At 31.7% G+C, this 13,854-nt stretch carries 13 protein-coding genes; all 13 read right to left on the reverse strand.

Translation table 11 applies throughout. From position 1 onward, the window contains the following. Window positions 1-95 precede the first annotated feature (95 nt). Window positions 96-1,814, reverse strand: a complete 1,719-nt coding sequence (locus tag KGF46_RS07870) for a putative 2-aminoethylphosphonate ABC transporter permease subunit (RefSeq protein WP_227854652.1) — start codon at window positions 1,812-1,814, stop codon at window positions 96-98. Window positions 1,815-1,818: 4 nt separating this feature from the next. Further along, a complete protein-coding gene (locus KGF46_RS07875) occupies window positions 1,819-2,808 on the reverse strand; it encodes an ABC transporter ATP-binding protein (RefSeq protein ID WP_227827681.1) in 990 nt (329 codons plus the stop codon). Between the two features lie 103 nt (window positions 2,809-2,911). Further along, the gene (locus tag KGF46_RS07880; protein WP_227827682.1) at window positions 2,912-3,961 is read right to left on the reverse strand and encodes a putative 2-aminoethylphosphonate ABC transporter substrate-binding protein; all 1,050 of its coding nucleotides are present in this window, start codon (window positions 3,959-3,961) and stop codon (window positions 2,912-2,914) included. A 366-nt stretch (window positions 3,962-4,327) separates the two neighbouring features. Continuing rightward, window positions 4,328-4,996 (reverse strand): V-type ATP synthase subunit D, encoded by a 669-nt coding sequence (locus KGF46_RS07885; RefSeq protein WP_227854653.1) that lies wholly within the window; start codon window positions 4,994-4,996, stop codon window positions 4,328-4,330. 5 nt (window positions 4,997-5,001) lie between these two features. After that, the gene (locus KGF46_RS07890) at window positions 5,002-6,375 is read right to left on the reverse strand and encodes a V-type ATP synthase subunit B (RefSeq protein WP_227433968.1); all 1,374 of its coding nucleotides are present in this window, start codon (window positions 6,373-6,375) and stop codon (window positions 5,002-5,004) included. After that, window positions 6,372-8,150, reverse strand: coding sequence for a V-type ATP synthase subunit A (locus tag KGF46_RS07895; protein ID WP_227433967.1), 1,779 nt, complete (start codon window positions 8,148-8,150; stop codon window positions 6,372-6,374). Before KGF46_RS07895 ends, KGF46_RS07890 begins: the two co-directional genes overlap by 4 nt. Window positions 8,151-8,266: 116 nt before the next feature. Then, window positions 8,267-8,584 carry a V-type ATP synthase subunit F gene (locus tag KGF46_RS07900; protein WP_009893746.1) on the reverse strand — a complete coding sequence of 106 codons (318 nt, stop codon included), beginning with the start codon at window positions 8,582-8,584 and terminating at the stop codon, window positions 8,267-8,269. Further along, window positions 8,577-9,554: a V-type ATP synthase subunit C gene (locus KGF46_RS07905; protein WP_227839670.1), complete on the reverse strand. Its 978-nt coding sequence runs from the start codon at window positions 9,552-9,554 to the stop codon at window positions 8,577-8,579. Before KGF46_RS07905 ends, KGF46_RS07900 begins: the two co-directional genes overlap by 8 nt. Before the next feature lie 16 nt (window positions 9,555-9,570). Then, complete coding sequence (locus KGF46_RS07910; RefSeq protein ID WP_227850242.1) at window positions 9,571-10,134, reverse strand: V-type ATP synthase subunit E; 564 nt, start codon at window positions 10,132-10,134, stop codon at window positions 9,571-9,573. Window positions 10,135-10,185: 51 nt separating this feature from the next. Then, window positions 10,186-10,677: a V-type ATP synthase subunit K gene (locus tag KGF46_RS07915; RefSeq protein WP_003422657.1), complete on the reverse strand. Its 492-nt coding sequence runs from the start codon at window positions 10,675-10,677 to the stop codon at window positions 10,186-10,188. A gap of 2 nt (window positions 10,678-10,679) precedes the next feature. Then, a complete protein-coding gene (locus KGF46_RS07920; RefSeq protein WP_227861912.1) occupies window positions 10,680-12,605 on the reverse strand; it encodes a V-type ATP synthase subunit I in 1,926 nt (641 codons plus the stop codon). Between the two features lies 1 nt (window position 12,606). Beyond that, window positions 12,607-12,918, reverse strand: coding sequence for a hypothetical protein (locus KGF46_RS07925; RefSeq protein ID WP_227827686.1), 312 nt, complete (start codon window positions 12,916-12,918; stop codon window positions 12,607-12,609). A gap of 639 nt (window positions 12,919-13,557) precedes the next feature. Next, window positions 13,558-13,767 (reverse strand): hypothetical protein, encoded by a 210-nt coding sequence (locus tag KGF46_RS07930; RefSeq protein WP_227827687.1) that lies wholly within the window; start codon window positions 13,765-13,767, stop codon window positions 13,558-13,560. Window positions 13,768-13,854: the final 87 nt, after the last annotated feature.

Consider the following 13,854-nt stretch of genomic DNA (forward strand, 5'->3'; position numbering starts at 1 on the left):
TATTTATTTTAAATTTATATAAAAAAGTCTATTCTATAAACAATAAATTATAAGAATAGACTTATTTATATGTGTATTTTTATACAATAACTTCTTTAATTAAAATTTGCTCTTTTTTCCAAACGATTTTTTATAAATTCATGAATTACTTTAACTAGTACATTTGTAATTAATATCAATACAGCCAGTGCTGCTGCTTGTGCTGTACTTCCCTTATCATCCAACTGTACAATTGATATAGCTGCAACCTTCGAACTTGCTGTATATATAAAGACTAGCGCTGATATTGTTACCATAGAATTTAAGAAAAAATACATAAAATTTTCTAAAACTGCTGGCAAACAAAGTGGTATTGTTACATTCTTAAGAATTGATGCACTATTTATTCCCATCGATTTTGCCACCATGTCTAATTCTTTGTCTACTTTCTTAATAGCTGTAGTTGCAGTTATAAATGCCACTGAGAAAAAGTGTACTACATTACATATAACCATGATAAATAATGTTCCATACAATCCATTAAATAAGTTTTTAATGTATATTGTATCCATCAAATTAAACTCTAATTTATTAAAAAATAGTACATAAGCTATACCTAACACTAACCCTGGTAATGCCATAGGTAGTGTACTTAAAAAATATCCAAATGACTTTAAATATGGAGCTTTTTCTGTTTTTTCGTTTAGATATGCAAATAAGAAAACAAAACTTGTACCAAGAATCGCTGTCAGTAATGACATTTCTATTGAATTTATAAATGGCTTAATTCCATCAATACTACTTTTCATAGAAAAGTGTTCAAGTGTGAGTCTTAAATCATATGGCCAAACAGATATTAGTGAAGATAAGATTACAGTCAACATTACAGCTATTATTCCAAATGCAATAATTCCTACAATGACTCCAAACATACTGTCTCTTAACTTATTAGATTTAACCTTATATGGGATTGATTTTGAATTTATATATGAATTTTGATTTTTTTCGATTTTTTTAGTTACTATAAAAGATATTATTGCAGGTATTAAAAGTAATATTGATACAGTTGCTCCCATAGGCATATTTTGCTGCCCTATAATTTGCTTGTATACATCTATTGATAATACATTGAAATCTCCTCCAATAACTTTTGGAGCTCCAAAGTCTGTAAAGCACAATGTGAAGGATACAAATGTTGAGCTTATTAAAGAGTACTTAATACTAGGTATCGTTATACTTAAAAACTCTCTTATCTTGCTTATTCCCATAGCATTGCTAGCTTCATATAATCTATAGTCAGTTGAGTTTAGTGATATATAAAGTATTTGAAATGATTGAGGAAATACATATATAATTTGTGCTAATACTATTCCAATTGAACCATATATCGGAATATTTATTCCAAGTAAATTAGTCACTACTCCTTGGTTTCCAAATAAATATACCAGACCTATAGCGTGCATCATTGTAGGAGCAAACATAGGAAACATCGCTATAGATTTAAGAAGTCCTTTAAACTTAATCTTTGTTCTTGTTAGTGCATATGCATAGACTAGTGCAAGCGTTAAAGATATTATAGTTGATATAACAGATACAAATATTGTATTTTTCAGAGAATTTAACAGTGCTTCAGAAGCTAAATATTCTCTAAAATTTTGTAACCCAACAAAAACTCCATCTTTATCTAAAAATGCTTGTACAAACAGATAGATTATGGGTGCCAATAAAAATATTACCAAAGACATAACTAATACTGTAAGTATACATTTTTTTATATCTAAATTCATTTTAGATTTAATATTTATACTTTTAGAACTTATAGCATTATTATTCATATATTTATGCTCCTTTAACTTTTGGATACTTTAAATAGTATTTTTCATCTATACTTACACTTACAAAGTCGCCTTCTACTAAATTTAAATTAACCCATTCTTTTATAGAAACATCACTTATTATAAAGTTTTCATTTAATTTATCTTTTATTTCCACTCTCAATAGATTCCCTCTAAATTCTATATTAGATATTGTTCCATGATAATTTTCTTTTGTTGACTTTTCTATTTGAACATATTCTGGTCTTACAGTTAATATAGAATCTCCTCTATCAAAACAGTTTGTATCTCCTATAAATTGAGCTGTAAATAGGTTTTGAGGATTTTGATATATTTCTTCTGGAGTCCCTATCTGCATTATGTCACCACCATTTAAGATTGCAATTTTGTCTGCCATAGTTATAGCTTCTTCCTGGTCATGTGTTACCATTATTGTTGTTATATTTAATTCTTTCTGTAACTTTTTAATATCCATTCTAAGTTTGTGTCTAACCTTTGCATCAAGTGCAGACATTGGCTCATCTAAAAGTAAAAACTTTGGTTCAAGTGCTAATGCTCTTGCTATTGCAATTCTCTGTTGTTGACCTCCTGACAATGCTTTAGGATACTTATGAGCTTCATTACTCAATCCAACTGTTTCAAGCACTTCTCTAACCTTCTTATCTATCTTTTCTTTTGGTACCTTTCTTTCTTTAAGCGGAAAAGCTATATTGTTATATGCTGTCATATTTGGAAATAATGCATATGATTGAAATACTATCCCAAAACCTCTCTTTGATGGCTCTAAATCTGTGATATCTTTATCTTGAAGAATTATAGCTCCACTATTTACATCTTCAAGCCCTGCTATTATTCTAAGTAATGTAGTTTTTCCACATCCACTAGGCCCAAGTAAACATAGAAATTCACCTTCTTCAATATCTAAACTAATATTATTTAACACTCTTTTTTGGTCATAACTCTTGAACACATTATTTATTTTTAAGTAACTCATATCTAATCTCCCCTTATACAATTATATTTGTTTTTTTAATTTTGTTTTTTAATTTTTCTTATAAGTTTTTTTCTCTATTTTTATTAAAAAATCCATTTAACTTTTACTTACTTTCAGATTTTGAACCATATTTTGATTCCCAAGTTTTTAACACTTCACTTCTATTTTTTGATGCAGAGTTTAAATCAACTTCTTTAATCAACTGTTCTAATGGACGTTTAGAGTAACCTTTTGGTACAGTATTATCTGTCTTTATAGAAGTCACTGCTACTTCATGTGCATATCTGTCCATAGCTGAATCACTTATTGCCCAGTCTAAAAACAATTTTGCTTCTTTTTTTATATTATCTTTCTTAACCAAAGCATTTGCTTCTAAATCCCAACCTGAACCTTCTTTTGGAAATACTACTTCTATAGGTTCTCCACTAGACAATTGCTGTGTAGCTCTATATCCAAGTGTAATGCCTATTGGGTATTCTCCTGAACCAGCTAGTTTTGCAGGTTTTGAACCTGAATGTGTATATGTAGCTATATTCTTATGTAGTTTATCCATATAATTATAAGCTTCTTTTTCACCCATCATTTGGATAAGTCCTGATACTGTAAGATAACCTGTACCAGATGATGCTGGATTTGGCATTGTTATAAGACCTTTGTACTCTGGTTTTATTAAATCATTATATCCTTTTGGAACATCCAACCCTAATTTTTCAAGTTCTTTATAATTAACTACTAATGCTGTCTCTGGTACACTCATACCTACCCATGATACATTTTTTCCAGTATCCTTAAATCTCTTATCTACCTTGTCATAGTTTTTAGGCTTATATGCTTCAAGTGCCCCATCTTCTTTTAGTTCTATCATATTCATTGCTGATAATCCCCATATAACATCTGCTTGTGGATTATCCTTTTCTGCTAATAATTTTGAAGCTATTACACCATGAGAATCCATCACTATTTCTACATCAATATTAGGATACTCTTCTCTAAATCCTTCCATATAGTAAGCTATTTGCTCTTCTTCTAATGCTGCATATATTGTAAGTTTATTATTTCCTTTTCCTTGAGTAGTTTGTGGTGTTGTTGATATGCAACTTGTCATAAATGCAATTACTACAATACACAGACAAGTAAATATAAATTCTTTCATATCTTCCCCCTTTTTTGTGTTTTTATATTTTTTTAATTGTTTTTTATTGTTTTTGCTTATGTTTATATAATACACCTAATTTGTTAATATGAAGTTAAGTGTAAATTAACAATTCGTTAATTTTTAGAAATTTTTGTTAAATTTATTATTTTTTTACAAAGTTCTATGCATATAGACCCTTGTATCTTCATAAAACTTCTTATAAAAAACACCCTTTTACCCATACGAGTATGATTTTATTTGAAGTTTTTTTATATACAAGGTAGAATATACATAACTTTTACATCAGGAGTGTTGAAATATTGTACAAAATAAGCCTAACTCCTATAAACTAGGACGTTAGGCTTATTTTGTATAAGTATTTAATTATCCAACTAAATCATTTTTCTTTTTTTCTTCAAGTGATTTTTTAAGCACCATATCCTTAACCTTCATAAGTCTAGTAGTACTTGCTCTCTCATTTTCTTCAAGCTTCATAGCAATATACTTAATAGTTTCAATGTAATTTGGTATCATTACATTTTCAAGAGCATTAACACGTCTACGTGTCTTTTCTATCTCTTGTGCAAGAAGCTGTGCACTTTTTTCACTTTCTGCAAGTCTTAAAAGTGGTTCCATTGCATCTGAAAATGCTTCCATAGCAGAATCTAATTCCCCTGATGTAAAAGCAAGACCATAAGGATAAATATCACTTTGATTGTTTTCAGTTTTAAAGTCAAACACAGGAACATCAACACTCATTATATTTCTTGTAGAAACACCTACAGAAACAGATTGTTTTGGCATCATAAGTGCTGAACCTAGATACTCCTGACTCATAACTGCCCTTGCAATTATAAAATTTTTATAAGCAGCATCAAGAGCATTTTCTGCTTCTTCACGTAATCGCTTATTTTCTCTTACAATTTCAAGAAATTGTTTCATAAGTTCATCAAGCTTATCTTTAAGAAGCTTATGACCTCTTGTTGCAGTTTTAAGGAGTTTCTTAAGTCTAGTCATTTCCATACGTGTTGGATTTATATTTAATCTAGCCACAGATATCACTCCTTAGGCATATATTTTTCAAAATATTCATCACGAATACGTTTAAGTTCACTTTTGGGTAACATACTAAGAAGCTTCCATCCAATTTCTAATGTCTGCTCAATAGTTCTGTCAGTTCTAAACCCTTGTGAAACGTATTCTTTCTCAAATTCATCTGCAAATTTTGCATACATTAAATCAATTTCAGAAAGTGCAGATTCACCCAGTATTGCCATAAGTTCTTTTGCATCTTTACCTCTTGAGTATGCTGCAAAAAGCTGGTTCATTGTATCTGCATGGTCCTCACGAGTCTTACCTTTACCAATCCCCTTATCTTTAAGACGAGAAAGTGATGGTAAAACATCTATAGGAGGCTGTATATCTTTTTTGTAAAGTTCACGGTTAAGTATAATTTGTCCTTCTGTAATGTATCCTGTAAGGTCAGGAATTGGATGTGTTTTATCATCCTCAGGCATTGTAAGTATTGGAATCATTGTTATAGACCCTTCATGCCCTTTCATTTTTCCTGCTCTTTCATACATTGTAGCAAGGTCAGTATAAAGATAACCTGGATATCCACGACGTCCTGGAACTTCTTTTTTAGCTGCAGAAACTTCACGTAATGCTTCTGCATAGTTTGTAATATCTGTTATTATAACAAGTACATGCATATCTTGCTCAAAAGCAAGGTATTCTGCTGCTGTAAGTGCCATTCTAGGTGTAGATACACGCTCTACTGCTGGGTCATTTGCAAGGTTTACAAATACCACAGAACGGTCGATTGCACCAGTTGCTTTAAAATCACTTATGAAGAAATCTGCATCTTCAAAAGTTATACCAACAGCTGCAAATACAACGGCAAACTTAGAGTCAGTTCCACGAACTTTTGCTTGTCTTGCAATTTGAACTGCAAGATTAGCATGTGGCAAACCAGAACCTGAGAATATAGGAAGTTTTTGCCCTCTAACCAAGGTATTAAGTCCGTCTATTGCAGAAACACCAGTCTGTATAAACTCAGCTGGATAATCACGCGCTGCTGGATTTATAGGTGCACCATTTATATCAAGTCTCTTATCTGGTATAATTTCTGGTCCACCATCAATAGGTTTACCCATCCCACTAAAAACACGACCTAATATGTCTGGTGAAACTCCAAAATCAAGACTCTTTCCTAAAAAACGTACTTTACTTTCAGCAAGGTTTATACCTGTTGAACTTTCAAAAAGTTGGACAAGTGCAGTATCTTCATTTACTTCTAGAACTTTACAACGACGAATTTCTCCACTTGAAAGCTCAATTTCTCCAAGTTCATCAAATTTTACACCTTCTACGCCGTTTATTAGCATAAGAGGACCGGCTACCTCTTGTATTGACTTATATTCCTTTATCATAGTTCTTCAGCCCCCCTCTTTTTAATAAGGTCAGCAAGCTCGTTGTCTATTTCATCTTCAATTGCATCGTAAGCAGCATCTAGTTTATCTTCTTCTACATACTTAGCACGACCAATCTTTTCAAGAACTGAAAGCTTGATAATATCATTTATAGTAACATTTTGCTTAATAGCATCTTGTGCTGACTTATAGAATTTTAGAATAAGCCCCATCATTCTATATTGTTTATGAAGTGATGTATAAGTATCAACTTCATGGAAAGAGTTTTGATGAAGGAAGTCCTCTCTTATAGAACGAGTAACTTCTAATATCAATCTATCTCCATCTGAAAGTGAGTCAACACCAACCAATTGAACTATCTCTTGAAGCTCAGATTCAACTTGCAAAAGTTTCATAGCTTGAGCTCTTTGAGCTGAGAAATTATCATTTACATTTTTATCTGCCCATACATCAACTTTCTCCTGATAAAGTGAATAACTTGTTAACCAGTTAATTGCTGGGAAGTGACGTTTGTATGCTAATGAAGCATCAAGTCCCCAGAATACTTTTACTATACGAAGTGTTGCTTGGCTGACAGGTTCTGATGTATCACCACCAGGAGGAGAAACAGCACCAATTGCTGTAAGAGTTCCTTCTCTGTCATCCATACCTAGACAGTTTACTTTTCCTGCTCTCTCATAGAATTGAGCAAGACGCGAACCTAAATACGCTGGGTAACCTTCTTCACCTGGCATCTCTTCCAAACGACCACTCATCTCTCTAAGAGCCTCTGCCCATCTTGATGTAGAGTCTGCCATAAGTGCAACACTGTATCCCATATCTCTAAAATATTCAGCTATTGTAATACCAGTGTATATAGAGGCCTCACGTGCAGCAACTGGCATATCTGATGTATTGGCTATAAGTACTGTTCTTTGCATAAGTGACTCGCCTGTTCTTGGGTCTTTTAGTTCAGGGAATTCAAGAAGAACATCTGTCATTTCATTTCCACGTTCTCCACATCCTATATATACAACTATATCTGCATCTGCCCATTTAGCAAGCTGATGCTGTGTAACAGTTTTTCCACTTCCAAAAGGCCCTGGAATAGCTGCTACACCACCTTTTGTAATTGGGAAAAATGTATCTATAACTCTTTGACCTGTAACAAGAAGTGAATCTGGTGTTTTCTTTTCCCTATATGGTCTTTCTTTTCTAACTGGCCACTTTTGCATCATAGTTACAGCTATATCATTACCTTTTTCATCTGTGATAACACAAACTGTATCCTCAACAGTAAATTCTCCAGAATATATTTCTTTTATAGTACCTTTTACTCCATAAGGAACCATAATCTTACATTCCACTACAGCAGTTTCTTGAACTACCCCAATTATATCTCCTGCTACTACTTTATCACCAGCAGACTTTTTAGGTTTGAATTCCCATTTAATTGTTCTATCAAGTGAAGATACTTCAACACCTTTAGTTATATTAGTACCTGAAATCTCATACATTTTTTCAAGTGGACGTTGAATACCATCATAAATAGTTGAAATAAGACCTGGCCCAAGCTCAACACTCATAGGCATTCCAAGAGAAACCACTTCTTCTCCTGGTCCTAGACCAGAAGTTTCCTCATAAACCTGTATAGAAGCCTTATCTCCATGCATTTCAATAATCTCGCCTATAAGATGTTTATCAGAAACTCTTACGACGTCAAACATATTCGCATCTCTCATGCCCTCCGCTACGACAAGCGGTCCTGACACCTTTACAATTGTGCCTGTTTTCATATTCTCTCACCTGCAATCATATACTTTATCAAAATTTAAATATTCCCTCCTATATTTTATCAATACATTTTTTTAGCATTAACAAAATTTGAGATTGTCTCTTATTCAATTTGCATCTATTCTTTAAATAATATATCTGCACCTATAGCACGTTTACTAGATTCTCTTACTTCATTCATACCTAATCCCATACTTCCTCCAATACCTGGAATAACTATAATAGCAGGAAGTTGATAGTCTTTGTATTTTGCTATTGATTCTTTTGCAAGCAATGACGCCTGTTCTGTAATATAAATTATCGCATATTCATCTTCAACCAACTTATGTATACTTTTTTTAATTTCGTCACTATCATAGGCTGGGAAGATATCTATTCCAAGAGCTAAAAATCCCATGATGCTATCTTTATCTCCAACTACTCCTACTTTATACATAAGCATCCCTTAGCCTTTCTTTTATAGTATCTGCGTCTATATTATTAAGCTTACTAGTCATAATAATCCTAATTGTTTTTATTTCTGATTCTTTAGCATATAAATATGCAATTAGCGGTTCTAGTGTAAGAGGTTTAAATTTTGCGTCTCTAACATATTCCATAAGATAATCATCACAAAGTTTTTCAAAGACAGTAAATCCACTATCCATACCATTTTTACAGACATCAGAGTAAGAAGTAGATTTAAAACATGATGCTGGAGTGTCTGAAGAAAAAGCTTCTAAGAATTTTTCTTTATCAAGTGAACCACCTGAAACAAACACATTCATAAACATATCAAAATCTTTCTTCATATTTTTAACTCTTATAAAACTCTTTAGATTTGTTAAATCACAAACTTTCATAACATAATCTATTACAAATTTATTTTGGCTTTCTGTAGCTGTCTCTTTCATACTTGAAAAAGTTGCTTTATCTAAAACAATATCAACCATTTGACCATTTTGTGTTTTACTATAAATCTCAAATGCATCTGTTATTGCTCCTGCCATTATCTTAGGTAAATCACTAAAACTACGATTTGCTAAAGATTCTTTAAGCTTAGCAAGTGGAATTGTACCTCCATCAATTAAGTACTTTTCGCCATCTACACCAGAGATTTCTTCTTTAATCAAAACTTTTAAGTTATGATAATCATTTTTATAAAGGAATACATCAACAAATTTTTCTTCAGGGGCTAGACCTTTAAGAATTTCATATGTTTTAGATAATTCTTGAGTCAAAACATTCTCAAAATTGTGAACATTATTGTTTGACGAATCCGTATAACCTGCTTCTGCTATAATTCTTAAAGAGTCTTCAGGGCTTTTAGCTTCTGCCATTTGAATAAACATTTGTCTGTTAAGAAGCTGTTTTTCAAGCACTCTTATTCGTGCCACGGCATAGGGATAAGTTTTTTCTTCTGCCATTTTTTAACCCCCCTCCTTAATTAAACAAAATTTCTGCTGCAATTTGCTCAATATCTTCATGCTCTACTGCAATTATAGCTTCAAACGAATAATTATACTCAATATCACCTTTTTTAACTATGAAACCTCCAGTAATATCTCTAGTTTCATCAGACACTTTGATGTCTTTTTTAGATAATACATCTTTTAATGTTTTTCTATCTTTTTTAGATAATACTATCTCAGAACCATCTGTACAATTCGCTTTTTCAATCATATTTAATATAATTTTTTCATATTCACTATCTTTAAGATTTAGAAGTTTATTTTTAGCTTCTAAAATTACTTCTTCTAAAATCTGTTGTTTCTTTGATAATATTTGTTTATTTGCCTCCATATAAGCTCCTGATATTTCTTTAGAAGCTGCTTTTTCTGCTTCTGCCTCTGCAAGCTTTGTATAGGAAGCCATTTCCTTTTCAGCTTTTTCATTAGCTGAGCTTATCTTTGAATCTGTTTCAATTTTAGCTTTATCCAATATTTCTTGCGCCTCTTGCTTGGCATCAGCTATAATTCTGTCAATCATTTTTTGTTCATTACCCATAGGAGTGCTTCCTCCTTTTCATTTTTTTTACTTATGAATTATATTCTATAATTATCCAATTGCAATTCCATTGTAAGCTAAGAAAGAAACAAGTAGTCCTAAAAGAGCATATGTTTCAACTATAGCTGCAAATGTTATAGCTTTACCAAGTTCTTCAGGTCTTTTAGCAACTATTCCAACCCCTGCTGCTGCTGCCTTACCTTGTGCAATACCTGATACTAAACCAACTAGACCAATTGGAAGCCCTGCCATAAGAAGTTGTAAACCTTGAGCTGATGTTGGTATCGCATCTCCACCAATAATTCCTGCTTTTGATAAAATAAGGAAAGCTATGATAAATCCATATAGACCTTGTGTACCAGGAAGAAGTTGTAAAACTAGAAGTTGACCGAATTTACTAGGGTCTTCTGTTACAACACCTGCTGCGGCTTGCCCTGCTATTGAAGTACCTTTAGCAGAACCCATACCTGCAAATAACGCTGCTATAGCAGCTCCTGATATTGCCAAAAATTGACCATTTCCTAACGCGTTTAAAAATTCCATATTTACATCTCCTTTTTATTAATGCTTGTATATTTTGTTTTATACTTAAACGGAACAAAAGGAACTCCTCCGCCTTCATAAAACTTATTGAAAAATTCTACATACTGTAACCTACTTGTATGAACATATGCACCTAGTGCATTTATAAGAAGGTTTATTGTGTGTCCTACAACACCAATTACAACTGCAAATATTGGACCAGCTATAGCCCCTAAAAGATTGATAACCTGCCCTATAACTCCTGTTGTTAGACAAAGAGCCATAATTCTTGTATAAGATAATATATCAGCAAAATAACTTGTTATACCATAAAGACTTGAAAATCCTTTAAAAAGCTTAACAGGTACTCCTTTAAAGCTTCTCCCTTGAGTAAGAACAAGACCTATAGCACCTATAATTGCTAAATATTTTCCTACTTCAGAAAATACGCCTATATCTCCTGCAACAAAAGGTATTATAAGTAGACATACCCCTGTTATACATAAATACCAAAATCCTACGTCACAAATTGCATCTATGACCTTTCCATCTCTTATTAGTGTATATGCTTTAATTCCTAAACCTACATATATATGGATAATACCGAACAGTAATGACATCCCCATAAGTACCATAACATCCTCTAAAGGATTAATTAAAGCTTTTATAGGAATTAAATCCCCCAAAATACCCCCGAATATAAGACCCCATATAGTAGTTGAAACTCCACAAATACCAATAAGTTTAATTAAATTTCCTTCACCCTTTTTCATCTTTGATTTGTATATAATAAATCCACAAACTAGGGCAATTATTATCCCATATGCAGCATCACTTAGCATCATTCCAAAGAATATAACATAAAAGAAAGTCATAATTGTATTTGGGTCAATATCTTTTGTGCTTGGACAACTGTACATGTTTGTTACACTTTCAAAAGGTGTTACAAGTTTATTGTTTTCAAGTAGAATTGGGAAACCTTCTTCTTTATTTCCTTCCTCTGTTTGAACACAACAATCAAACTTTTCTGTGATTTCATTAATTAGCTCACTGGCACTTTTACTTGGCAACCAACCATTAAGACAGAATGTTGTTTTTGTTTTTACAAGTCTCTCTATAATCTTTTTCTGGTCTCTTTCTATAGTGTAAAAATCATATAGATTTTCAAGCATGTGTATATTATTTCCATGATTTTTGATTTCTTCTGTCTTATTTTTAGAAACGTTTTCCTGTCTAATTATCATTTCATTGTATTTCTTGATAGCTTGTGATGGTGTTCCTTCCTCACTTGGTAATGTAACTATTGAAAAATTAAATTCTTTAAGAACTTCTGTAGCATTATCAAAAGTTTCTTTTAAAGTAATTAAATAAACATAGTTCATTAACTTGTCAGAGTCAATAATTCCAAGAACACTTTCTGGCACTTCATCCTCTAGTCTAACTCTTAAAGCATCAATATTTGCGTTTGTGGGTATCGTTCCTAGAATAGTTTTTGTATACTTAGTTTCCATCTTTTCAAAAGGAACATCAAAGTTTACCCATGGCTCTAACATACTTTTATTATTATTTAATAAATTTATGTTACTCCTTATTGCACCTATCTCTTTATTTAGATTATTTAACTCCAAAACTTCAGCATAAATTTCCTCTTCTTTTTCACTGTCAATTTTGTTAAATTCTCTTTTTGGTGCAAACATAGCTTTTTTTTGTTTCACTAGTGAAGAAACAATGTCAATCGCTTGATTCACATGTGCCATCTTCTGTTCTAACATTATAACCTCTGACTCCTCACCATCTTTTGTAAGATGATTTTTTAACTCATCCATTTCAGTAAGAAAGGCACTATCATCAATTTGAACAAATCCACGGTTCATAAGTAGCTTTAAAATTTGGCTTTTTTGAGCTTCTAAGCCAACAATAGATATCTTGTTCATATTAACTATTGCCATATTATCTCACTACCTTTCCAATAACCGCCTCGATTGCCTTACTTCGTCTTTCTGTCGCAGTTTTTTCAATTTTCAGACATTCACTTTTAGCATCTGCCAAGATTTTATCAACCTCTGCTTTACTGTCGGTGACTGCCTTCTCAACAAGAGTTTCTTCCATAAGCTTTGCTTGCTTTTTTACATCAGCCAAGATGCTTTCACATTCGTTTACAGCATCAGCTCTGATAGACTCTGCATCAGTAACAGCTTTTACTTTAATACTGTCTGCTGTCTGCTCTGCCTCAACAATGCTTTTTATTATTTCAAAAGCCATCCAAATCACCTCTCTTACCTTTTTACTATGTATATAACTAATTAGAGTTTTTTATTCTAATTAGATTACTACCTCATTGTTAAAGTATAAACAGCATTTTTATATAATAATTAATTTTTTTCAACGTTTATTTTTTAATAAAACACATTTTAGAGTAGTACTTGCTTAGACTTACATTCTTTTTTGACTTACTTTTAGACTATGACATGAGTATGATTTTTAAATATCATTATTTTCAATAATTATAATTTAAAGCAATATGGTTTGTCAATAGCGTTATTTTGTTTTGAAATTAACGTTTTATCGACATTTTTAATTTTTATTTCAATCTTTTTTTACGTATAATTTTATTTTTTCCATATAAATTATTTTTATCTTTTTTTTCAACACCTGAGATGGTAAAACTTATTGTTTTTTTTGAATTTTTAGAAATATCTTATATTTTTTCATCTAACTTTTATAAATCATTAGCTCATATCGATTTTTGTCAGCTTATTTTAGTTTAATTTTTTCTAAATTTATTAGAAATAAGTTAATCCTTTTTTAAGATTGATAAAATTTACACTTATTTTTAAATATTTTAATCTCTCAATTATTTTCTTAACTTTAAATATATAATATAACTAATTAGTTTATATATTATATATTCGCCAACATGATGAAAAAGTCCTCGAACCAATCACTCCAATCTTCAATAGGATATGCAGCTCCTCCATTTACGCTTTTTAGAAGATTGGATGTATATTCTTCTCCTATAGAAAAAAGTTCACCTATGGTTATATCATATCCTCTATATGTAACTACTTTACAAAATGAATCCATAACATCACGTTGTTTTCTTGTTTCCATAATCTCTTTCGTGAACTACCATCCACTTAACTACCTACGGTAATGTTTGAAGTGGTGGCTTCTTGGTCAAGATAACTATTGTTATCA

It is taken from the genome of Clostridioides sp. ZZV14-6153, from assembly GCF_020657855.1.
Taxonomy (GTDB): Bacteria; Bacillota; Clostridia; order Peptostreptococcales; family Peptostreptococcaceae; genus Clostridioides.

What these genes read in the sequence shown, in the direction of transcription:
- KGF46_RS07880 (WP_227827682.1), bottom strand. Translation starts at nt 3,961, where the DNA reads ATGAAAGAATTTATATTTACTTGTCTGTGTATTGTAGTAATTGCATTT.
- KGF46_RS07875 (WP_227827681.1), bottom strand. Translation starts at nt 2,808, where the DNA reads ATGAGTTACTTAAAAATAAATAATGTGTTCAAGAGTTATGACCAAAAA.
- KGF46_RS07895 (WP_227433967.1), bottom strand. Translation starts at nt 8,150, where the DNA reads ATGAAAACAGGCACAATTGTAAAGGTGTCAGGACCGCTTGTCGTAGCG.
- KGF46_RS07930 (WP_227827687.1), bottom strand. Translation starts at nt 13,767, where the DNA reads ATGGAAACAAGAAAACAACGTGATGTTATGGATTCATTTTGTAAAGTA.
- KGF46_RS07910 (WP_227850242.1), bottom strand. Translation starts at nt 10,134, where the DNA reads ATGGGTAATGAACAAAAAATGATTGACAGAATTATAGCTGATGCCAAG.
- KGF46_RS07890 (WP_227433968.1), bottom strand. Translation starts at nt 6,375, where the DNA reads ATGATAAAGGAATATAAGTCAATACAAGAGGTAGCCGGTCCTCTTATG.
- KGF46_RS07920 (WP_227861912.1), bottom strand. Translation starts at nt 12,605, where the DNA reads ATGGCAATAGTTAATATGAACAAGATATCTATTGTTGGCTTAGAAGCT.
- KGF46_RS07905 (WP_227839670.1), bottom strand. Translation starts at nt 9,554, where the DNA reads ATGGCAGAAGAAAAAACTTATCCCTATGCCGTGGCACGAATAAGAGTG.
- KGF46_RS07915 (WP_003422657.1), bottom strand. Translation starts at nt 10,677, where the DNA reads ATGGAATTTTTAAACGCGTTAGGAAATGGTCAATTTTTGGCAATATCA.
- KGF46_RS07900 (WP_009893746.1), bottom strand. Translation starts at nt 8,584, where the DNA reads ATGTATAAAGTAGGAGTAGTTGGAGATAAAGATAGCATCATGGGATTT.
- KGF46_RS07870 (WP_227854652.1), bottom strand. Translation starts at nt 1,814, where the DNA reads ATGAATAATAATGCTATAAGTTCTAAAAGTATAAATATTAAATCTAAA.
- KGF46_RS07925 (WP_227827686.1), bottom strand. Translation starts at nt 12,918, where the DNA reads ATGGCTTTTGAAATAATAAAAAGCATTGTTGAGGCAGAGCAGACAGCA.